This is a genomic window from Micromonospora inyonensis (genome assembly GCF_900091415.1).
Classification (GTDB): domain Bacteria; phylum Actinomycetota; class Actinomycetes; order Mycobacteriales; family Micromonosporaceae; genus Micromonospora; species Micromonospora inyonensis.
Genome location: NZ_FMHU01000002.1, coordinates 741,490 through 763,021, shown reverse-complemented (window position 1 = coordinate 763,021; position 21,532 = coordinate 741,490). Strand labels below are relative to the sequence as shown.

At 73.4% G+C, this 21,532-nt stretch carries 17 protein-coding genes; 6 read left to right on the top strand and 11 right to left on the bottom strand.

Annotated features, from left to right (window positions below; genetic code table 11):
• The first annotated feature begins 7 nt into the window (after positions 1 to 7).
• From GA0074694_RS18395 to GA0074694_RS18385, 3 genes are all read left to right on the top strand, one after another.
• Complete coding sequence (locus tag GA0074694_RS18395) at positions 8 to 487, top strand: Lrp/AsnC family transcriptional regulator (RefSeq protein WP_091460058.1); 480 nt, start codon at positions 8 to 10, stop codon at positions 485 to 487.
• Between the two features lie 120 nt (positions 488 to 607).
• Entirely contained in the window at positions 608 to 1,618 is a 1,011-nt protein-coding gene (locus tag GA0074694_RS18390) for an LLM class flavin-dependent oxidoreductase (RefSeq protein WP_176738000.1), read from the top strand.
• A gap of 351 nt (positions 1,619 to 1,969) precedes the next feature.
• Positions 1,970 to 3,421, top strand: coding sequence for a pyridoxal-dependent decarboxylase (locus GA0074694_RS18385; RefSeq protein WP_245714787.1), 1,452 nt, complete (start codon positions 1,970 to 1,972; stop codon positions 3,419 to 3,421).
• Between the two features lie 38 nt (positions 3,422 to 3,459).
• Here GA0074694_RS18385 and GA0074694_RS18380 read toward each other — a convergent pair whose 3' ends face one another.
• From GA0074694_RS18380 to pyk, 4 genes are all read right to left on the bottom strand, one after another.
• Entirely contained in the window at positions 3,460 to 4,401 is a 942-nt protein-coding gene (locus GA0074694_RS18380; protein ID WP_091460051.1) for a sulfite exporter TauE/SafE family protein, read from the bottom strand.
• Positions 4,402 to 4,521: 120 nt separating this feature from the next.
• A complete protein-coding gene (locus tag GA0074694_RS18375; RefSeq protein WP_091460049.1) occupies positions 4,522 to 4,989 on the bottom strand; it encodes an RrF2 family transcriptional regulator in 468 nt (155 codons plus the stop codon).
• A 51-nt stretch (positions 4,990 to 5,040) separates the two neighbouring features.
• Positions 5,041 to 5,919 (bottom strand): acyl-CoA thioesterase, encoded by an 879-nt coding sequence (locus GA0074694_RS18370; RefSeq protein WP_176737999.1) that lies wholly within the window; start codon positions 5,917 to 5,919, stop codon positions 5,041 to 5,043.
• Positions 5,916 to 7,364 (bottom strand): pyruvate kinase, encoded by a 1,449-nt coding sequence (pyk, locus tag GA0074694_RS18365; protein WP_091460045.1) that lies wholly within the window; start codon positions 7,362 to 7,364, stop codon positions 5,916 to 5,918. Before pyk ends, GA0074694_RS18370 begins: the two co-directional genes overlap by 4 nt.
• Positions 7,365 to 7,767: 403 nt before the next feature.
• Between pyk and GA0074694_RS18360 the strand changes: the two genes are divergently transcribed.
• Positions 7,768 to 9,366, top strand: coding sequence for a GMC family oxidoreductase (locus tag GA0074694_RS18360; protein ID WP_091463374.1), 1,599 nt, complete (start codon positions 7,768 to 7,770; stop codon positions 9,364 to 9,366).
• Between the two features lie 216 nt (positions 9,367 to 9,582).
• The gene (locus GA0074694_RS18355) at positions 9,583 to 10,455 is read left to right on the top strand and encodes an aldo/keto reductase (protein WP_091460042.1); all 873 of its coding nucleotides are present in this window, start codon (positions 9,583 to 9,585) and stop codon (positions 10,453 to 10,455) included.
• Between the two features lie 167 nt (positions 10,456 to 10,622).
• Here the strand turns inward: GA0074694_RS18355 and GA0074694_RS18350 are convergent, their stop codons facing one another.
• The 6 genes from GA0074694_RS18350 to gltB form a co-directional block, all read right to left on the bottom strand.
• Complete coding sequence (locus GA0074694_RS18350) at positions 10,623 to 10,934, bottom strand: hypothetical protein (RefSeq protein WP_091460040.1); 312 nt, start codon at positions 10,932 to 10,934, stop codon at positions 10,623 to 10,625.
• A 193-nt stretch (positions 10,935 to 11,127) separates the two neighbouring features.
• Positions 11,128 to 11,928, bottom strand: a complete 801-nt coding sequence (locus GA0074694_RS18345; RefSeq protein WP_091460038.1) for a lipase family alpha/beta hydrolase — start codon at positions 11,926 to 11,928, stop codon at positions 11,128 to 11,130.
• 196 nt (positions 11,929 to 12,124) lie between these two features.
• Positions 12,125 to 12,658: a dihydrofolate reductase family protein gene (locus GA0074694_RS18340; RefSeq protein WP_245715007.1), complete on the bottom strand. Its 534-nt coding sequence runs from the start codon at positions 12,656 to 12,658 to the stop codon at positions 12,125 to 12,127.
• Between the two features lie 173 nt (positions 12,659 to 12,831).
• Positions 12,832 to 13,002 (bottom strand): hypothetical protein, encoded by a 171-nt coding sequence (locus tag GA0074694_RS31760; RefSeq protein WP_176737998.1) that lies wholly within the window; start codon positions 13,000 to 13,002, stop codon positions 12,832 to 12,834.
• A gap of 71 nt (positions 13,003 to 13,073) precedes the next feature.
• Complete coding sequence (locus GA0074694_RS18335) at positions 13,074 to 14,561, bottom strand: glutamate synthase subunit beta (RefSeq protein WP_091460033.1); 1,488 nt, start codon at positions 14,559 to 14,561, stop codon at positions 13,074 to 13,076.
• Entirely contained in the window at positions 14,554 to 19,278 is a 4,725-nt protein-coding gene (gene gltB, locus GA0074694_RS18330) for a glutamate synthase large subunit (protein ID WP_091460031.1), read from the bottom strand. The genes GA0074694_RS18335 and gltB overlap by 8 nt, the downstream gene beginning before the upstream one ends.
• A 145-nt stretch (positions 19,279 to 19,423) precedes the next feature.
• Here gltB and GA0074694_RS18325 point away from each other — a divergent pair, with 145 nt between their 5' ends.
• Positions 19,424 to 20,269, top strand: a complete 846-nt coding sequence (locus GA0074694_RS18325; RefSeq protein ID WP_245714786.1) for a GNAT family N-acetyltransferase — start codon at positions 19,424 to 19,426, stop codon at positions 20,267 to 20,269.
• Between the two features lie 60 nt (positions 20,270 to 20,329).
• Here GA0074694_RS18325 and GA0074694_RS18320 read toward each other — a convergent pair whose 3' ends face one another.
• Positions 20,330 to 21,526: an FAD-dependent oxidoreductase gene (locus tag GA0074694_RS18320; RefSeq protein ID WP_091460028.1), complete on the bottom strand. Its 1,197-nt coding sequence runs from the start codon at positions 21,524 to 21,526 to the stop codon at positions 20,330 to 20,332.
• Between the last annotated feature and the right edge of the window lie 6 nt (positions 21,527 to 21,532).

The following is a 21,532-nucleotide window of genomic DNA, read 5'->3' as shown; positions in this document are numbered from 1 at the left end:
TGGGTGGATGGCAGTCGCACCGAATGATGTACGGCGGTTCGCCGCCCTGGACGACACCGACCGGGCGATCCTCGCCGTGCTCGCCGGGGACGGGCGGATTCCGAACAACGCGCTCGCCGAACGGGTGGGGGTGGCGCCGTCGACATGCCTGAGCCGGGTCCGGGCGTTGCGCGGGTGCGGGGCGATCCGGGGGGTCCACGCGGACGTCGATCCGACGGCGGTGGGCCTGCCGTTGCAGGCACTGGTGTCGGTGCGGTTGACCGCGCACGAGCGGGCCGCGGTGGACGCGTTCCGGGCCCGGTCGGTGCGGCTGCCGGGGGTGGTGTCGGTGTTCCACGTCGCGGGAGCGGACGACTACGTGCTGCACGTGCGGGCGGCGTCCGGGGACGCGCTGCGGGACTTCGTGCTGGATCACCTGGCGGTCGATCCGGCGGTGCAGCACACCCAGACGAGCCTCATCTTCGAACAGGTCCGGGGACTGGGCTGACGGCCTGACAGGCCGGGCCGGGCCGGGCCGGGTGGTAGCAGGGGCCCCTTGTTCGACAAAAAGCGGTAACAGGGGACCCCTGCTGGAACAAGACGGGGGTGGGCCGGGTTGGTCAGGCGTGTGATCGACGTACCGTTGTCTGTTCTTGATCTTGCTCCGGTCGCCGCCGGGACGTCCGCCGGGGCGGCGCTGGCGCACACCACCGAGCTGGCCCGACGGACCGAGGAGCTGGGCTACCACCGGTTCTGGGTGGCCGAGCACCACAACATGCCGGCGATCGCGAGTTCCGCGCCGGCCGTGCTGATCGCCCACCTGGCCGCGCACACCTCGACGATCCGGCTGGGCTCGGGCGGGGTGATGCTGCCCAATCACGCGCCCCTGGTGGTGGCCGAGCAGTTCGGCACCCTGGAGGCGCTGCACCCGGGCCGGATCGACCTGGGGATCGGCCGGGCGCCGGGCACCGACCAGGTGACCGCGCTCGCGTTGCGGCGGACCGTGGAGGGGCTGTCGGCGGAGGGGTTCCCCCGGGAACTCGCCGACCTGATGAACTACTTCAGCGGGGAGCGGCCGGGGCCGATCGTGGCCACGCCGGGACGGGGTGAACAGCCGGCGGTCTGGCTGCTGGGGTCGAGCGGGTTCAGCGCGCAGCTGGCCGGCGCGCTCGGTCTGCCGTTCTCGTTCGCGCACCACTTCAGCGCGGCGAACACCGAACCGGCCCTGGCGCTGTACCGGCGCAGCTTCCGGCCGTCGCAGTGGCTGGAGCGGCCGTACGCGATGGTGGCGGCGAACGCGGTCTGCGCGGAGACCGACGAGCGGGCACGGTGGCTGGCCGCGCCGGCAGCCCTGTCGTTCCTGCGGTTGCGCTCGGGCCGGCCCGAGCCACTGGCCACCCCGGAGGAGGCGGCGGCGTACCCGTACACGGAGATGGAGCGCCAGTTCGTGGCGCAACGCGGGGAGGGCCAGCTGATGGGCTCGCCGGAGACGGTGCGCCGGCAGCTCCACGGGCTGCTGGAGCGGACCCGGGCCGACGAGCTGATGCTGACCACCCTGGTGTACGACGTGGCCGACCGGGTGCGGTCGTTCGAGCTGATCGCGGAGCGGGTGGCCGGCGGCCTGCGGCGCGCGGGCTGATCCAGACCGCCGTGCTGCTGGTCCGGCACGGGCGGACCCGGGCCGGCGAAGAGGGCTCCGCACCGTGGAGGACAGGAGACCTGATTCCGGGGCACGACACCCACTCCCCCAGCTCGGGCAAGATGCCCGAAACACGATCTTCACACCGGCTTTACCCACCGGTGGCGGGGGTCGCCTAACGTAAGTTCCGGTGGTGGTAGGGCATCCCCCGGTCGGGACGGGTCGGGGGTGCTGCGGTGTGGTGCACCGGGCCGGAGCTGTGCGGATTCCGCGGCTACCGGCCCGGTGCCTGCCGTTGGGGGCACGTCACACCTCCTTGCCTCCGGAACGGATTGTTGGTCGACTCGTCGGGTGGCAGCTCACATGGACCCGGAGGAGTTCCGCCGCGCCGGTCACGCGGTGGTGGACTGGATCGCCGACTACTGGTCGACGCTCGACGCGCGCCCCGTGACGTCGCAGGACCCGCCGGGGACGGTCGCCGCCGCGCTGCCCACCGGTCCGCCGACGGCCGGCGAGTCGATCGAGGCGGTGCTCGCCGATCTCGACTCGGTGGTCACCCCGGGGCTCACCCACTGGCAGCATCCCGGGTTCTTCGCCTACTTCCCCGCCAACACCAGCGGCCCGAGCGTCCTCGGTGACCTGGTCAGCTCGGGGCTCGGCGTGCAGGGCATGCTCTGGGCCACCGGGCCGGCCTGCACCGAGTTGGAGACGAGGATGCTCGACTGGCTGGCCGGGCTGCTCGACCTGCCGGAGCGGTTCCACTCGTCCGGCCGGGGCGGCGGGGTGATCCAGGACTCGGCCTCCTCGGCGGCCCTGGTGGCCACCCTGGCGGCCCTGCACCGGGCCAGCCGGGGCCGGTGGCGCGGCGTGGGCGTCGACCGCCGCTACCGCGCCTACACCTCCACCCAGGGCCACTCCTCGATCGAGAAGGCGGCCCGGATCGCCGGCCTGGGCGACGAGGGGGTGCGCCCGGTCGAGGTGGACCCGGAAACCCAGGCCATGTGCCCGGCGGCGCTCCGGGCCGCGATCGAGGCCGACCTGGCTGCCGGCGAGGTGCCCGCGATCGTGGTGGCGACGATCGGGACCACCTCCACCAGCGCCGTGGATCCGCTGCCGGAGATCGGCGCGATCTGCGCCGAGTACGGCGTCTGGCTGCACGTGGACGCGGCGTACGCGGGAGCGGCGGCGGTCTGCCCCGAGCTGCGCTGGTCGCACGCGGGTCTGGAGTACGCCGACTCGTACTGCTTCGACCCGCACAAGTGGCTGCTCACCGGCTTCGACTGCGACGCGTTCTGGGTGGCCGACGCGGCGGAAGTGGTCGAGGCGCTGACCGTCCTGCCGGAGTACCTGCGCAACGCGGCCACCGAGTCCGGAGCGGTGATTGACTACCGGGACTGGCAGGTGCCGCTGGGCCGCCGGTTCCGGGCGCTGAAGCTCTGGTTCGTGCTCCGCTGGTACGGCGTCGAGGGACTGCGGGCGCACATTCGCTCCGGGGTGGCCCTGGCCGCCCGGTTCGCCGACCGGATCCGCGCCGACGACCGGTTCGAGCTGACCGCCCCGCATCCGTTCTCGCTGGTCTGCTTCCGGCTGCGGGCCGGGGACGAGCCGAGCGCCGCGCTGCTGGAGCGGGTCAACGCCACCGGCCGGGTGTACCTGACGCACACCCGGGTTGGGGGCCGGTACACGTTGCGCCTCGCGGTCGGCTCCCCGCAGACCCGCGAGGAGCACGTCGACGAGGCGTGGGAACTGCTGCGCACCACGGCGGACGGTCTGCTCCCCGAGGGCGACCGCCCGACGCGCTGACCTCTGCGACCACGCGGCCCGAGGCGTTCCCGACCGGGTCAGCGCTCGGCGACGACCAGGGGCTCCGACCCGGTGGCGGCCGCAGCGGGCTCCGACCCGGTGGCCCGGGCGGAGCGCGCGGCGGACCGGGTTCGCCGCAGCACGCGGACCGCCAGGACGAGGGCGGTCAGCCAGCCGAGGCCGAGGAGCACGTAGACGACGACCGGGGCCGGCCCGTCCAGACCGACGGCGCGGACCAGGCTGCGGGCGTTGGTCAGCACGATCACCCCGCCGACGGCCGCACCGAGCAGTTGGGCCGGGACGATGCGGACCAGCCAGGCGGCCACCGGGGCGGCGATCAGCCCGCCGGCCAGTAGGGCCGCCACGATCGGCAGCACGAAGCCCTCCGAGCCGAGGCCGAGCAGGAAGCCGACGCTGGCGGCGCTGGCGACGACGAACTCGGAGGTGTCCACCGAGCCGATCACCTTGCGGGGTTCCATCCGCCCGGAGACCAGCAGCGCCGGAGTGGCGACCGGGCCCCATCCCCCGCCCCCGGTGGCGTCGACGAAGCCGGCGACCAGGCCGAGCGGACCGAGGAACCGGCCGCGCAGCCGACCCGCCTGCGGGTTCGTGCGCAGCGGTCGGGAGAAGCGCACCAGCAGGTACGCGCCGAGAGTGAAGAGGATGCCGGCCATCCAGGGGGCGGCGGACGTGGTGGAGAGGGAGCTGAGCAGGGTGGCCCCGGCGAAGGCTCCGACCGCGCCGGGCAGGGCGATCCGGCTGACCACCCGCCAGTCGACGTTGCCGAACCGCCAGTGCGCCGCCCCGGCGGCGAGGGTGGTGCCGATCTCGGCGAGGTGCACCGACGCGGACGCCGCGGCGGGGGCGACCCCGGCCAGGAGCAGCAGTGTCGAGGAGGTCAGCCCGTAGGCCATGCCGAGCGAGCCGTCCACCAGTTGGGCGGCGAGGCCGACCAACGCCAGTACCACCAGCTTGCGCACCGCATCCTCCCAGCTTTTAGGTATCTCCTATCGGCTTGGTCGACAATGCGGCACGTGGCGGCTCCGGGTCAAGTGCTGTTTGCGGAGTGGGACAGGACGGGCCGTACGACGGGTACCGGGTCAGCTCCAGGCGCTCGGGTCTGCGGCGAGCTGGTTGACCCGCTCGGGCAGGCTCCCGAAGGCCACGTCGGCGACGGTGACCAGTTCGAGGATCTCCCGCTCGCTGGCCCGCAGGGCGATCCACACCTCCTGCAACGACCGCGCCGCCCCGTGGTACCCGACCTGCTCCGGACGGTGCCCCCGGACGTGCGCGAGCGGGCCGTCGATCACCCGGATCACCTCGGCGAGCGAGATCTCGGCGGCCGGGCGGGCCAGCCAGTAGCCGCCCTCGGGGCCACGCTGGGCGTGCACGATGCCACCCCGGCGCAGTTGCAGCAGGATGCTCTCCAGGAACTTCGGTGGGATGTCCTGCGCCCGGGCGATCTGCTCGGCGGTGACCGGGCGGGTCCGTCCGGGTCCGTCACCGGCGACCGCCGCGAGTTCGGCGGTCGCACGCAACGCATAGTCGACCCGGGCGGAGAGGCGCATGTCAGAGAGGTTACCGGCCAGTCGGACCGGCTCGCCGATCGCCCCGGCAGGTCATCCCTCGACCCGGCGCAGCAGCCCCTCCTGCACGGCGCTGGCGATGTGCCCGCCGTCGGTGGTGAACATCCGCCCGGTGGCGAGCCCTCGCCCGCCCGAGGCCGACGGGCTCCAGCAGTCGTAGAGGAACCACTCGTCGGCCCGGAACGGGCGGTGGAACCAGAGCGCGTGGTCGAGGCTGGCCCCGACCACGCCGCCGGGCCCCCAGACCTCGCCGTGCACCGACAGCACCGAGTCGAGCAGGGTCAGGTCGGAGGCGTACGTCAGGGCACAGGCGTGCAGCAGCGGATCGTCGGGGAGCTTGCCGTCGATGCGCATCCAGACCCGCTGGTGCGGGTCCGCGGGCCGGTCGCCGGGGCGCACCCAGCCGGGTTCGCCGACGTAGCGGACGTCGATCGGTCGGGGGATCATCGCCCAGATGCCGAGCCGCTCGGGGTAGCGGGCGAGCCGGTCGGTCATGGTGGGCACGTCCTGGGGAACGGGCACGTCCGGCGGGGTGGGGGCCTGGTGGTCCAGACCCTCCTCCCGGTGCTGGAACGAAGCCGACATGAAGAAGATCGGCTTCTCGTGCTGGTACGCCACCGACCGGCGGACCGAGAAGGACCGCCCGTCGCGGACGTTCTCCACCTGGTAGTCGATCGGCTCGTTCGGGTCACCGGGACGGACGAAGTAGCCGTGCAGCGAGTGCACGAACCGCTCCGGGGCGACCGTACGGCCGGCGGCCACTAGGGCCTGACCGGCGACCTGGCCGCCGTACACCCGCTGCGGACCGACCGGGGGGCTGATCCCCCGGAAGGACGTCGCGCCGGTCGGCGCGAGGTCGAGGACCTCCAGCAGCTGGTCGACGGCGGCCTGGCCGGTCAGGACGTCGGTCACTGCAAGGCCCGCGCCGAGGCCGCGTCCACGAGCGATCCGAGCTGGTGCACGCGCAGCGTGTTGGTGGAGCCGGGCGTGCCGGGCGGGCTGCCGGCGACGATCACCACGTAGTCGCCGGGGTTGGCCCGGTTGAGCCCGAGCAGCGCCTGGTCGACCTGACGGAACATGTCGTCCGTGTGCTCCACGAACGGCATCAGGAAGGTCTGCACGCCCCAGGAGAGGGCGAGCTGCCGGTAGACCTCCGGGACCGGGGTGAACGCCAGCAGCGGCAGGTCGCAGTGCAGCCGAGAGAGCCGGCGCACGGTGTCGCCGGTCTGCGAGAAGGCGACCAGCGCCTTGGCGCCGATGGCCCGGGCGATCGACGAGGCCGCCGAGGTCAGCGCGCCGCCGTGGGTACGCGGGTCGTGCTGGAGCCGGGGCACCGCGAACGAGCCGGCCTCGGTGGTGGTGACGATCTTCGCCATGGTGCTGACGGTCAGCACCGGATACTTGCCGACGCTGGTCTCGCCGGAGAGCATCACCGCGTCCGCGCCGTCGAGCACCGCGTTGGCCACGTCGGAGGCCTCGGCCCGGGTCGGCCGGGAGTTCTCGATCATCGAGTCGAGCATCTGGGTGGCGACGATGACCGGCTTGGCGTTCTCCCGGCAGAGCTGCACCGCCCGCTTCTGCACCAGCGGGACCTGGTCCAGCGGCAGCTCGACACCGAGGTCGCCCCGGGCCACCATCACCCCGTCGAAGGCCAGCACGATCGCCTCGAGGTGGTCGACCGCCTCGGGCTTCTCGACCTTGGCCAGCACCGGCCGGTGCACCCCGACCTCGCTCATGATCCCGTGGACGAGCTTGATGTCCTCGGCCGAGCGGACGAAGGAGAGCGCGACCAGGTCGACCCCGAGCCCGAGGGCGAAGCGGAGGTCCTCGGCGTCCTTCTCCGACATGGCCGGCACGCTGACCGCCACGTTGGGCAGCGAGACGCCCTTGTTGTTGGAGACCGGGCCGCCTTCGGTGACCAGGCAGCGGATGTCGTTGCCGGTGACGTCGGTGACCTCGACGGCGACCCGGCCGTCGTCGATCAGCAGGCGGTCGCCCGGCTTCACCTCCTGCGGCAGCTTGCGGTAGGTGCAGGACACCCGGTCCTTGGTGCCGAGCACGTCGTCACCGGTGATCACCACCGAGTCGCCGCTGCGCCACTCGTGCGGCCCGTCGGCGAACTTGCCGAGGCGGATCTTCGGGCCCTGGAGGTCGGCCAGGACGGCGACCGGACGGCCCGCCGTCTCGGCTGCCTCCCGGACCAGCCGGTACACGGCCTCGTGGTCGGCGTGGCTGCCGTGGCTGAAATTCAGCCTCGCCACGTTCATGCCCGCCTCGACCAGCCCGCGGATGCGTTCCGGCGAGGCGGTGGCGGGACCGAGAGTACAGACGATCTTCACGCGGCGTGTCACGCCCATCAGGCTAGTCTCTCCCCCGGGCCGGGCTGGGGGCCGACCCTCTTGCAGAATGCGGAACAGTTCTCCAACGACGCGCGGGGCGCGTATGGCCGGCGGGCGACGCCACACCGGGACGTTGAGGTGGCGGGCATCAGCGACCGCGCGCCGGAAATCGTACCCCTCGCCGTCCTCCTCCGGTGGGTCGTCCCTCGGCACGACGGCATCCGCGACGCCGCGACCCATCCGGCCAGCCCGTTCGTCACCACTCCGTGCGGCGACGCGCGGGGCCGTACCGCTGCGGGGTGGCCGCGCGGCCACGGGCGGCCCCGGCGATCCGGCGGTGGCCGGCGACCGACCCCCCGATGTCCGGTGAGTGACCGACCGGCTACGGTCTGATCCATCGATCGCCGACCGGGGGTCCAGTGTGGAAGAGTTCGACTACGTCGTGGTCGGCGCGGGCACGGCGGGCTGCGTGCTGGCGCACCGGCTCAGCGCGGACCCGGCCACCCGGGTGCTGGTGGTCGAGGCCGGCGGTTGGGACAGCAGCCTCTTCGTCCGCATCCCGAAGGGCTTCTCCAAGCTCATGGACGACCGCAGCACGGCCTGGCACTACCCCGCCACCACCTCCACCGGGCAGCAGGAGGTGTGGCAGCGGGGGCGGCTGGTCGGCGGTTCCAGCTCCATCAACGGCATGATCTACGGCCGGGGCGCTCCGGCCGACTGGGACGCGCTGGCCGACCGGGGCAACGCCGGCTGGGGTTGGGACACGATGCGCCCGGTGTTCCAGCGCATCGAGGACAGCCCCTACCGCACGGCGGACGCCGGTACGGACGGCGGCCCGCTGCGCCTGTCCACCGCCGTCGACACGAACGAACTCTGCGAGGAGATGATCGACGCCGGGGTACGGCAGGGGCTGCGCCGCACCGACGACCTCAACGACGGCGACGACGAGCGGATCGGCTACACCACGGCGACCATCCGGGACGGCCAGCGGGTCAGCGCCGCCGACGCCTTCCTGCACCCGGTGCGCGACCGGCCGAACCTGACCGTGCTGGTGCGCACGGTCACCCAGCGGGTGCTGGTGGACGGGGGCCGGGCGGTCGGGGTACGGGTGCACCGCGCCGGGCGCAGCGTCGACCTCTACGCCCGCGCCGAGGTGATCCTGGCGGCCGGCGCGATCGCCAGCCCGCAACTGCTCCAGCTCTCCGGGATCGGCCCGGCCGACACGCTGCGCGCCGCCGGGGTGGCGGTGCTGGCCGACCGGCCCCGGGTCGGCGCCGGGATGCGGGAACACCGGATGATGGCCCTCCAGTACCGGCTGACCGGTCAGATCGGATACAACCCCCTGCTCAACAACATGCTCGGGCAGTCGCTGGCGGCGGTGCGCTGGCTGGTCGCCAGGCGGGGGCCGCTCGCCCTGCCGGTGCACGACGTGGCCGCGTACCTGCGCTCCGGGCCGGACCGGGAGCGGCCGGACGCGCACCTGCTGATGGCCCCGTTCTCCGCCGCGCCGCCCCGACCCGGCCACGCGCTGGAGCTGGAACGGGAGGCCGGACTGATGTGCCTGGGCGGGGTGACCCGTCCGGAGAGCGAGGGCAGCCTGGAGATCACCGGTCCGACCCCGGCGACCGCGCCCCGGATCCTGGTGCGCTACCTGACCGACCCGTACGACCGGGCGGTGGCGGTGGCGACGTTCCGCCGGATGCGGGAGTTCTTCGCGACCGGGCCGATCGCCCGGCGGATCGTGGCGGAGACGCTGCCCGGTCCGACCGTCCGCGGCGAACAGGAGATCCTCGGCGCGGCGCTGGCGCACGGGTACTGCGGCTACCACGCCGTCGGCACCTGCGCGATGGGCCCGGACGACGCCGACGTGGTCGACGCGGATCTGCGGGTGCGCGGGGTGGACGGGCTGCGGGTGGTGGACGCCTCCGTGCTGCCGGTGCTGGTGTCCGGGTGGATCAACGGCCCGGTCGCCGCGCTGGCCTGGCGCGCCGCCGACGCGATCCTCGGTGCCCGCGTCTGAGTCGGCGCCAGCCCCTCCCGAGGTGGTAGCAGGGGTCCCCTGCTCACGTTTTCTGTCGAGGAAGGGCCCCCTGCAACCACCCCGCGCACAATTCTGACGGTGCCCGGAGGCACACCCGGTGGGGGCATCGGGGGCGGTGTGCCGGGTAAGACGGACGAACAGGCGCGGCGGGACGGCCGCCGGTGGGCGGTGCGACGTACGGGAGGAACCTGGATCATGGCAGTCGGAGCGAGCGGTCAGCCGGCGAAGGCGTCGGGTCGGTACCGGATCGGCGGGGACCTGCCCGTCGACCGCCTCGGGTACGGGGCGATGCAGCTCACCGGGCCGGGGGTGTGGGGTGATCCGAAGGACCCCGCCGAGGCGGTGCGGGTGCTGCGCCGGGCGGTGGAGCTGGGCGTCACGTTCATCGACACCGCCGACTCGTACGGGCCGTTCGTCAGCGAGATGCTGATCCGCGAGGCGCTGCACCCGTACGCCGACGACCTAGTGATCGCGACGAAGGCCGGACTGACCCGCTCCGGCCCGGACGACTGGCGCCCGGTCGGCCGGCCGGAGTACCTGCGCCAGCAGTGCGAGCTGAGCCTGCGTCACCTGGGTCTGGAGACCATCGGCCTCTACCAGCTGCACCGCGTCGACCCGCAGGTGCCGCTCGCCGACCAGCTCGGTGAGCTGGCCCTGCTCAAGCAGGAGGGCAAGATCCGGCACATCGGGCTCTCCGAGGTGACGGTGGAACAGATCGAGCAGGCCCGCGCGATCACGCCGATCGTGTCGGTGCAGAACCTCTACAACCTGGCCGACCGGCGGGCCGAGCCGGTGCTGGAGCACTGCGAGCGGCACGACCTGGCGTTCATCCCGTGGTTCCCGATCGCCACCGGCGACCTGGCCCGCCCCGGCGGCCCGCTGGACGCGGTCGCCGCCGACCACCACGCGACGCCCGCACAGCTCGCGCTCGCCTGGCTGTTGCGCCGGTCGCCGGTGCTGCTCCCCATCCCGGGTACGTCGTCCGTGGCGCACCTGGAGGAGAACGTCGCCGCCGCCGAGGTGACCCTCACCGACGAGGAGTACGACGCGCTCAGCCGGGCTGCCTGAGCGGGACGGATACCGGCCCGGACCCCGCACAGGTCACCGGGTCCTGTGTGTGCGGCGGTGGAGGTGTTCACCGTGCCCGACTGCGCGACGTCGTCCGTCGCGGTGCCGGTGCACACCTCCACCGCCGCTCGACTCCGGGACAGGCGGAGCTGTCCCGTCTCGACGTCCTACGGCCAGTAGCAGTTCGACACGTTGCTGGCGGGGACCCAGCCGTCCCGCGTCGGCGCTTCGGCCCCGTGGCCGTACAGCCACATCACGCCCGAGCCGTTGTCGGAGCCGGCGCCATGCCACCGGAACCCGCGCCCCGCCGTCAGCGTGAGCAGCACACTGCCGTGCGGTTCGTCCCGCAACCACGTGTTCTGGTTGAGAACGCAGATGGCGCCGTAGGTGTCGCTGGCCGCCGCCGGCGAGGCGGCCACGGTCGAACCGGCGAGCGCCAGGCCCGCCACCGTCAACGCGCCGAGAATCCTGTGCTTCACGAGTGTCCTCTCTGGAGGAAGCGTTGTCGGCGACGATTGTGGAACCCGCCCCACACCCCGGTGCGGGCCCGGTCGGGCGACCTACCCACCGGCGATGTGATAGGAGTCCCGGTCACGATGCGTAGGCGGCACCGTGGCGCACGTTGGCGGCTCCGGTGACGGCGGCTCCGGCCGGCGTCCAGCGGACGGCTCGTCAGACCGCGAAGCAGTTCGGCGTGATCGCCCGGTCGGCGAGGGCGTCCTGGACCATGGTGTACGTGGTGCCGTCGAGCACCAGCCCGAGGTGTCCGACGATCCGTACCGGACACCAGGTCTGGACGAGGGCGTTGACCGCGCCGTCGGCGAGGGTGGCGTTCTGGGTGGGCCGGACCAGTTCGTCCTGGAGGGTACGGATGGTGGTGTAGCGGACCGTGCCCGGCGTGTCGTCCCCTGCGTTGAGGTCGTTGAGGAACGCCGAGCCGATGGCCATCTGCTGGCAGGCGACGATCCCGATGCAGTCGCCGAGACCGAGGAACGTCGCGATGTCGGCGATGTAGGTGCCGTAGTGCGGGCTGCCGAGGGTGCTCAGCCGGCCGACCGAGCCGGTGCCGCCCAGGTACTTCAGGTAGTACCGGGAGACCAGACCGCCCTCGGAGTGGGCGACCAGGTCCACCTTCGCCGCGCCGGTGTTGGCGCGCACCTGGGCGACGTACCCGCTGAAGGAGCGGGCGGAGGCGGCGATGTCGCCGAGCCCGAGGCCGGGAAGTTGGTAGATCGAGACCCGGTGGCCGTCGCCGCGCAGTCGGGCGGCGAGCGGCTCGTAGGCGATGGCGACGCCGGAGAGGCCGCCGACGACGATCACCGGGTTGGTGGCGGACGCGCCGACGTCGCTCGTCGCGGTCGTGCCCGTGGCGGCGTCGGCGGGGACGGGTGTCGGGGCTGCGGTGGCGGCGGTGGCCGGCACCAGGATCGCGGCGGCGGCCGTGGCGGTGACGAGGATCTTTCGGAGCAGCATGGCTGCGCCCTCCGTGGGGGTGGTCCCGGTGGTGGCGGGAGGCGGGCGGGGACGTCCGATCGATCGTGGACACATGATGCCCGCAATAATTCGTAACCGTCAATGAAGAGTTACGGACGGGTAATCCTCGGTCTCCCCCGGACCGCACGGGGGGTCCCCCGACCCGGGAGACCCCCCTCGCCGTTCCGCCAACTGCTCAGCGCACCACGCGCAGCCAGAGGTTGGTGGCCGGTGGTGCCTCGCTCACGCCGACCGGTTCGAGCCGGACGGTCCTCCCGCCCGGGTGGTCGAACAGCCGCACCCCGTCGCCGAGCAGCACGGGTACGACACAGACCAGCACCTCGTCCAGCAGGTCGGCGTCGAGGCACTGCCGGGCGACGTCCCCGCCGAGGACGTTGACGTACCCGTCACCGGCCGCCTCGCGCGCCCGGGTCACCGCCGTGTGAAGGTCGGTGACGAAGGTGACGCCGGGCACCGGGTCGGCCGGCGGGTGGTGGGTGAGCACGAACTGCGGTCCGCTCCAGCCCCCGCCGAACGCCTCTCCCTCCCCCGGCAGATCCCGGTAAGGGTCGTCACCTCCGAACGTCCGCCGGCCGACGAGCAGCGCACGGGTCCGCGCGGCCACGTCGTCCATGGTCGGGTTCGGACCGAGGTACGGGGTCAGCCACGACATGTCACCGCCCGGCCCGGCGATGAACCCGTCGATCGACATCGACGCTGAGTAGAGCATCCTGGCCACGTCGCCACCTTCGTGCTCGGTGCGGTCCCGTAACGTCCCGCTCGGGGCCGACTCCCTGTCGGCCCGTCCATTCTTGACGTACGCCGGGTGACCTGACCTGACCTGACGCGGAGCGCCCGACGATCCACCTGCCGGGCCGGCGAGCGCAATCGACGGCTTCGGCGTCAGTGGGCCCCGATCGGCGTGACCGCAGTGGCGACAGCCACCACCTCCGGTTGGCCGCCGACCGCCGCGTCGATCAGGACGTCGACCGCGACCCCGGGCGTGACCAGCCAGAACGCTTCCGTCTCAGTGTCGCCCAGCGTGGCAAGCGTGGACGTCCCGGTCCGGCGCACGACACGCCCGCCCGCAGGGACGGGTACGGCCGGCGGCACCGGGTGGTGCGGCCGGCCGTACCCGTGGCGGGTCAGCGCGCGGCGAGCGGCCGCGTGGAGGCGGTCACCGGCGCGGGGAGCGTCCCCGCGCCGCCGAGGTGGGCGTGGATCGCGGCGGCGGCGGCCCGGCCCTCGGCGATCGCCCAGACGATCAGGGACGCGCCCCGGTGCATGTCACCGGCGACGAAGACCCCGTCGGCGTCGGTCTGCCAGTCGGGGCGGGCGTCGACCGCGCCCCGGGTGTTGCGGGTCACCCCGAACTGGGCGAGCAGCGGCTGCTCCTCGGTGCCCTCGAAGCCGATCGCCAGCAGCACCAGGTCGGCCGGGAGCTCCCGCTCCGAGCCGGGCACCGGCGTGACGATCCGCTGGCCGTCGCGCTTGGTGACGGTCACCTCGGCGATCCGGACCGCCCGGACGCCGCCGGTGCCGTCGTCGACGAACTCCTGCACGGCGACGGCGAAGACCCGCTGGCCGCCCTCCTCGTGGGCCGGGTAGCTGCGCAGCAGCCACGGCCAGGTCGGCCACGGGTCGCGGGCGGTGTCGCGGGTGTGCGGCGGCTCCGGGTACAGGTCGAGCTGGTGGACGCCGAGCGCGCCCTGCCGGTGCGCCACCCCGAGGCAGTCCGCCGCGGTGTCCCCGCCGCCGATGATTACCACGTGCTTCCCGGCCGCGTCGATCGGGGTCGGTCCGACCGGCCCGTCCCCCGCCTCGGCGACCGCGCGGTTCGCCGCGACCAGATGTTCCATCGCCTGGTGGACGCCGCGCAGCCCACGGCCCGGGGTCTGCGGGGTGTCCCGGCCGGCGAGCGCACCGCACGCCAGCAGCACCGCGTCGTACCCGGCGCGGAGCTGCTCGGCGGTGACGTCCACGCCGACGTTCACGCCGGTGCGGAACTCCACCCCCTCGGCGGCGAGCTGGACCAGCCGCCGGTCGATGTGCCCCTTCTCCAGCTTGAAGTCGGGGATGCCGTACCGGAGCAGGCCGCCGATCGCGTCGTCCCGTTCGTACACGGTGACCGCGTGACCGGCGCGGACCAGTTGCTGCGCGGCGGCCAGGCCGGCCGGGCCGGAGCCGACCACCGCGACCCGCCGGCCGGTCGGCGGGGCGACCGGCGCGGGGACGACCAGGCCCTGGTCGAAGGCGGCGTTGGCGATCTCCACCTCGACCTGCTTGATGGTCACCGGGTCGTCGCCGATGCCGAGCACGCAGGCCGCCTCGCAGGGCGCGGGACAGAGCCGACCGGTGAACTCGGGGAAGTTGTTGGTGGCGTGCAACGAGCCCACCGCCGCCGCCCAGTCCCCGGTGCGGACCAGGTCGTTCCAGTCCGGGATGCGGTTGCCCAGGGGACAGCCGTCGTGGCAGAACGGGACGCCGCAGTCCATGCACCGGGTGGCCTGCTCGCGCACGAGGCCCTCCCCGGCGGGCGGGTACACCTCCCGCCAGTCGCTGATCCGCACCGGCACCGGGCGGCGCTCCGGCAGCCGCCGGGGATAGCGCAGGAAACCGTTCGGGTCAGGCACGAGCCACCTCCTGGGCCGCCACCGTCCGGTGGGCCGGCGCGGCCGGCGCGGACAGCGCGGTCATCACCGCATCGTCGACGTCGCGGCCGGCGGCTTCGGCGGCCCGCATGATGTCCAGCACCCGGCGGTAGTCCCGGGGGACCACCGCGGTGAACTCCTCCACCGCCTCCGGCCACCGCTTGAGCAGATCCTCGGCGACCGTCGACCCGGTCTCGGCGACGTGCCGGCGGACCAGGTCGTGCAGCAGCTCACGCTCCTCGTCGCGCAGCGGCGCGAGGTCCACCAGTTCGGTGTTGACCCGACGGCGGTCCAGATCGTGCACGAAGGCGAGACCACCGGACATGCCGGCGGCGAAGTTGCGACCGGTCGGGCCGAGGACGACCACCGTGCCGCCGGTCATGTACTCGCAGCCGTGGTCGCCGACACCCTCGACGACCGCCGTCGCGCCGGAGTTGCGGACCGCGAACCGCTCCCCCACCCGGCCACGCAGGAAGACCTCACCGGCGGTGGCGCCGTACAGGATGGTGTTGCCGGCGATGATCTGGTCCTCGGCGCGGTCGCCGGGCGCGGCCTGGGCGGACACGAACGGGGCGGCCCGGTCCGGGGTGACGACGATCCGCCCCCCGGAGAGACCCTTGCCGACGTAGTCGTTGGCGTCGCCGTGCAGCCGCAGGGTCACCCCGTACGGCAGGAACGCGCCGAACGACTGACCGGCCGTGCCGCGCAGCACGAACTCGACGGTGTCGTCGGGCAGACCGGTGCCGCCGTACCGGCGGGTCATCTCGCCGCCGAGCATCGCGCCGACGCTGCGGTGCTCGTTGCGCACCGCCACCTCGACCCGGACCGGGGTGCCGTCGCGCAGGGCCGGACCGGCCAGCCGGATCAGCTCGTTGTCCAGGGCGTGCTCCAGGCCGTGGTCCTGGGCGCGGACGCCGCGCCGGGCGGCGCCGGCGGGCAGCTCCGGCAGGTGCAGGACGCGCCCCAGGTCGAGCCCCTTGGCCTTCCAGTGCTCCACCGCCGGGGCGACGTCGAGCAGCTCGACCTGCCCGATCGCCTCTTCGATGCTGCGCAGCCCCAACTCGGCCAGGTAGCCCCGGACCTCCTCGGCGAGGAAGAGGAAGAAGTTCTCCACGAACTCCGGGCGGCCGGTGAAGCGCTCGCGCAGCACCGGATTCTGGGTGGCGATGCCGACCGGACAGGTGTCCAGGTGACAGACGCGCATCATCACGCAGCCGGCGACGATCAGCGGTGCGGTGGCGAAGCCGAACTCCTCCGCGCCGAGCAGCGCCGCGACGAGCACGTCCCGGCCGGTCTTGAGCTGCCCGTCGACCTGCACGGTGACCCGGTCACGGAGCTTGTTGATCAGCAGCGTCTGCTGCGCCTCGGCCAGGCCCAGCTCCCAGGGGGTGCCGGCGTGCTTGAGCGAGTTCAGCGGGGACGCGCCGGTGCCGCCGTCGTGGCCGGAGATCAGGATGACGTCGGCCTTGAGCTTGGCGACGCCGGCCGCCACGGTGCCGACGCCGACCTCGCTGACCAGCTTGACGTGCACCCGGGCGGCCGGGTTGACGCACTTCAGATCGTGTACGAGCTGGGCGAGGTCCTCGATCGAGTAGATGTCGTGGTGCGGCGGCGGAGAGATCAGGCCGACACCCGGGGTGGCGTGGCGGGTCCGGGCGATCCACGGCCAGACCTTGTTGCCGGGGAGCTGCCCGCCCTCGCCGGGCTTGGCGCCCTGCGCCATCTTGATCTGGAGGTCGTCCGCGTTGACCAGGTACTCGCTGGTCACCCCGAACCGGCCACTGGCGATCTGCTTGACCGCCGAGCGGCGTACCGGGTCGTAGAGGCGGTCGGATTCCTCGCCGCCCTCGCCGGTGTTGGACTTTCCGCCGAGGCGGTTCATCGCCACGGCCAGGGTCTCGTGCGCCTCCGCCGAGATCGACCCGTACGACATCGCCCCGGTGGCGAAGCGCTTGACGATCTCGCTGGCCGGCTCGACCTCCTCGATCGGCACCGGGGGCCGGACGCCGGTGCGCAGCGTGAACAGGCCGCGCAGTGACCCGGCCCGCGCGGCGAGCGCGTCGACCTTGCCGGTGTACTCGCGGAAGATGTCGTACTGCCGGCTGCGGGTGGCGTGCTGGAGCAGGAAGACCGTCTCCGGGTTGAACAGGTGCAGCTCGCCCTCGCGCCGCCACTGGTACTCGCCGCCCACCTCCAGGCGGGGCGAGGCGGGGGTGCCCGGGGCGGGCCAGGCCAGGGCGTGCCGGGCGGCGACCTCGGCGTGGATGCCGTCCAGCCCGATGCCGCTGATCGTGCTCGGGGTGCCCCGGAAGTACCGCTCGACGAGTTGGGTGTCCAGCCCGACGGCCTCGAAGACCTGCGCGCCGCAGTACGACGAGACGGTGGAGATGCCCATCTTCGACATGATCTTCAGGACGCCCTTGCCGAGCGCCTTGACGTAGTTGCGGACCGCCTTGGCCGCCAGCTCCGATGGCGGTTCGTCGGCTCGGTTGGGGGCCACTCCGGTCAACACTCCGGTAGCGATCATGTCCTCGACGGACTCGAAGGCGAGGTACGGGTTGACCGCCGCCGCGCCGTACCCGATCAGCACGGCCGCGTGGTGCACCTCCCGGCAGTCGCCGGACTCCACCACCAGCGCGACCTGGGTGCGGGTCTGTTCGCGGACGAGGTGCTGGTGCACGGCGGCGGTGAGCAGCAGTGACGGGATCGGGGCCAGGTCGGCGTTGGAGTCCCGGTCGGAGAGGACCAGGATGCGCACGCCGTCCTCGATCGCCTCGGAGACGTGCCGGCAGATATCGGTCAGCCGGGCCTTGATGCCCGCCCCGCCCTCGCGGAGCCGGTACAGGCCGGAGACCCGGACCGCCTTGAAGCCGGGCTGGTCCCCGTCGTCGTCGACGGAGAGGAGCTTGGCCAGCTCGTCGTTGTCGATCACCGGGTACGGCAGCACGATCTGCCGGCAGCTCGCCGGCCCCGGGTCGAGCAGGTTGCTCTCCGGGCCGATGGTGGTCTGGAGGCTGGTGACCAGCTCCTCCCGGATGGCGTCCAGCGGGGGGTTGGTGACCTGCGCGAAAAGCTGGTGGAAGTAGTCGTAGAGCAGCCGTGGCCGGGTGGAGAGCGGGGAGATCGGGGTGTCGGTGCCCATCGAACCGATCGGCTCCGCGCCGCTGCGGGCCATCGGCGCGAGGAGGATCTTCAGCTCCTCCTCGGTGTAGCCGAAGGTCTGCTGCCGGCGGCGCACCGAGTCGTGGGTGTAGACGATGTGCTCGCGGGCGGGCAGGTCGTCCAGCTCGATCAGCCCCGCGTGCAGCCAGTCGCCGTACGGCTGGGCGGCGGCCAGCTCGGCCTTGATCTCGTCGTCCTGCACGATCCGACCGGCGACGGTGTCGACCAGGAACATCTTCCCCGGCTGGAGCCTCCCCTTGGCGATCACCCGGGCCGGGTCGAGGTCGAGCACGCCCGCCTCGCTGCCGAGCACCACGAGGCCGTCGGCGGTACGCCACCAGCGGCCCGGTCGCAGGCCGTTGCGGTCCAGCACCGCGCCGACGACCGCGCCGTCGGTGAAGGCCACCGAGGCCGGCCCGTCCCACGGCTCCATCAGGCTGGCGTGGAACCGGTAGAAGGCGCGCTTGTCGGCGCGCATGTCCGGGTCGTTCTCCCACGCCTCGGGGATCATCATGAGCACCGCGTGCGGGAGGCTCCGCCCGCCCAGGTGCAGCAGTTCGAGGACCTCGTCGAAGTTGGCCGAGTCGGAGGCGGCCGGAGTGCAGATCGGGAACAGCCGGCGGATGTTGCCCGGCAGGTTCGCCGTCCGCAGCAGCGCCTCGCGGGCCTGCATCCAGTTCCGGTTGCCCCGGATCGTGTTGATCTCGCCGTTGTGGGCGATGAACCGGTACGGGTGCGCCAGCGGCCAGGACGGGAACGTGTTCGTGGAGAACCGGGAGTGCACCAAGGCGATCGCGCTGGTCACCCGACTGTCCCGCAGGTCCGGGTAGTACGCCGGGAGCTGGTCGGGGGTGAGCATCCCCTTGTAGACCATGGTGCGCCCGGACAGCGACGGGAAGTACGCCGGCACGCCCCGCTCGGCGGTTTCCCGTTCGGTCTGCTTACGGACGCAGAACGCCACCCGGTCCAGGTCGAGACCGGTCAGCGGGGTGCCGGCAGGAGCGTCCGGGGAGCCGGTGAGCCGGCTCGCGGCGAGGAAGAGCTGACGGACCCGGGGCATCGCCGCCAGGGCGGTCTCGCCGAGGTCGGCCGGGTCGACAGGCACGTCCCGCCAGCCGAGCACCTCGGCCCCCTCGACCAGGGCGTACTTCTCCAGCACCCGGCGGGCGCGGGCTTCACCGGCGTCGTCGTCGGGGAGGAAGACCAGACCGGTGGCGTACTGCCCGACGGGCGGGAGGGGGAAGTCCACCACGGCGCGGAGGAACGCGTCCGGCACCTGGATCATGATGCCCGCGCCGTCGCCGGTGTTGGGTTCCGCGCCCCGGGCGCCCCGGTGGTCGAGCCGGCACAGCGCGCCGAGGCCGTTCGCGACGACCTCGTGGGAGCGTCGCCCGTACAGGTCCGCCACGAAGGCCACACCGCAGGCGTCGTGCTCGTTCGCCGGGTCGTAGAGGCCCTGGGCGCCAGCCGCGCCGGCGGGCGGGCGCGGGCCGGCGGACGGGGCGGACTGGGGGTGGGGAGGGTACGGAAAGGCCACCGGGCCTCCTGTCGTCGCTCAGGTGGTGACACGGTCGGGACGACGTCGGCCCTCAAGGGTCTATTGAGTCTACGTTAGGGCGCGACCCGCAAGACCAGTAAGGATTGATCACACTTCCAACATCTGGGACATGTAGTCTCGCGCGGTGGATCACGTACCCGTTGGGCTGTTCGACCGCTTGGAACGCTTCTACGACGCCGTGCCCCGTGACGCGGCCCGTGTCGAGTCCTTCGGCGCGCTGGTGCTTTTCGTCCGGGAAGGTGGCGGATGGCCGTTTTACGCGCGACCCCGGCTCGACGCCACCCGAGCACCGTCGGTCGCCGACATCGACGACGTCCGGGCGCGGCAGCGCGAACTGGGGCTGCCGGAGGCGTTCGAGTGGGTCCACGAGACGACCCCGGACCTGCTGGCCGTGGCCCGTTCGGCGGGACTGGCCGTGCTGGAGGCCCCGCTGCTGGTCCTCGATCCGGCGGCGTGTCCCGACCCGGCCGGGCTCACCGACGTACCGGTCCGGCTGCTGGATCCGGCGGCGCCGGACTTCGCCGCGCAGGTGGCCATCCGGCGGGCGGTGGCCGCGGTCGGTTTCAGCACGCCCGGCACCGGCGCGGGCGACGCCGGCCCGCGCGAGCGGGATGCCGCCGTCGAGGAACTGGATCTCGCGGCGGTCGAGGAGGAGACCACCCGCACCGCCGACGGGCGGCGCGTCTCGGCCCTCGCCGGTACGCCCGAGGAGGGGGTGCTGGCCTGCGGAATGGCGATGCGCGTCGACGACGTGGCCGAAATCGCCGGGGTGGCCACCCTGCCGGTCGCCCGGGGTCGGGGCCTCGGCGCGGCGGTGACCGCCACCCTGGCCCGCGCGCTGCGGGACGCCGGCACCGACCTGGTCTTCCTCTCCGCCGGCAGCGAGGAGATCGCCCGGGTGTACGTCCGGGTCGGTTTCCGCCGGGTCGGCACCGCCTGCATCGCCGAGCCTGCCCCCGTGCTGCCCTGAGACGGCGTCGTACCGCCTGGGCTGCGCGGCCGCCGGTCCGGGTGGCTGGGCGGCGCAGGTTCAGGCGGACGACGCGGGCGGACGCCACTGGGCGGCCGACGAGGCGGCGCTGCCCAGCAGGCGGGTGGTGATCGGGCCGAGCGCGGCGTCCCGGGCCCGGAGCGCGAGACGCCCCCGGGTCTGGAGCACCGCCGACATCCGGCGGGTCTGCCGGACCACGGCGGCCACGCGCGGCCGACGGGTCCGGTCGTACCCGGTGACGGCGTCGGGCAGCCGGGCCTCGCGGAGCAGGGACTGGAGGGTCGCCGCGTCCTCGAAGGCCAGGCAGGCACCCTGCCCGAGGTGCGGGGGCATGGCGTGCGCGGCGTCGCCGAGCAGCACCACCCCGCCGGGCCCCGACCGGAAGGCGTACTGGCGGGGCAGCGGACGCAGCTCGCGGACCTCCTGCTGCACCAGGTCGGCGGGCTCGGTGGCGGCGAGCAGCGCGTCGACCGGCGCGGGCCAGCCGGCGAACCAGCGGCGGAGCAGGCCGAGCTGCGTCTCCGCCGGTTCCGGACGGGGCGCGCCAGCCGCGGTGGCCACCCAGTAGACCCCGCCCCGGGCGGTCCCCCCGGCGGAGCCCCGGTCCCCCAGCGAGGCGGAGACGAAGCGGTAGCCCGCCCCGAGGATCTCCCCGCCCAGCGGCTGGTCGGCGGGGATGCGGGGCGCGCGGTACCACGGGATCACCGCCCGCCAGGTGGCGCTGCCGGAGGCGACCACCCCGGCCTCGGGGGCGAGCTGGCGGCGGATCACGCTCTCCACGCCGTCCGCCGCGACGATCAGGTCCGCCTCGTGCTGCTGGTGACCGTCACCGACCCAGGGACGCCCGTTCCCGCCAGTGCGCACGGTGCGCACGGTCACCCCGGTGCGCAGGTCGACCCGGTCGCCGAGGCCGGCGACGAAGGCGTCGTGCAGGTCCTCCTGGTGCACCACGACCGGTGTCCGCTCCGGCGGGGTGGCTCGGGGTTGCACCAGCCAGTGCCCGTCGGGGCGGCGGATGCCCCCGTCGGGCAGCGGGGTGGCGACCGCGTCGAGGCCGGCACCGAGGCCGAGCGCGCGCAGCGCCCGGACACCGTTGGGCCAGAGCACCACGGCGGTCGGCTCGGGGCGTACCCGGTCGGCCTGTTCCAGGAGGGTGACCTGCCAGCCGGAGCGGGCCAGCGCACCGGCGACCGCCAGGCCGCCGATGCCGGCACCCACCACCACGGCGGTCCGCACTGCCAT

What these genes read in the sequence shown, in the direction of transcription:
- GA0074694_RS18395 (WP_091460058.1), top strand. Translation starts at nt 8, where the DNA reads ATGGCAGTCGCACCGAATGATGTACGGCGGTTCGCCGCCCTGGACGAC.
- pyk (WP_091460045.1), bottom strand. Translation starts at nt 7,364, where the DNA reads ATGGGCGTGACACGCCGCGTGAAGATCGTCTGTACTCTCGGTCCCGCC.
- GA0074694_RS18375 (WP_091460049.1), bottom strand. Translation starts at nt 4,989, where the DNA reads ATGCGCCTCTCCGCCCGGGTCGACTATGCGTTGCGTGCGACCGCCGAA.
- GA0074694_RS18340 (WP_245715007.1), bottom strand. Translation starts at nt 12,658, where the DNA reads ATGCTCTACTCAGCGTCGATGTCGATCGACGGGTTCATCGCCGGGCCG.
- GA0074694_RS18355 (WP_091460042.1), top strand. Translation starts at nt 9,583, where the DNA reads ATGGCAGTCGGAGCGAGCGGTCAGCCGGCGAAGGCGTCGGGTCGGTAC.
- GA0074694_RS18345 (WP_091460038.1), bottom strand. Translation starts at nt 11,928, where the DNA reads ATGCTGCTCCGAAAGATCCTCGTCACCGCCACGGCCGCCGCCGCGATC.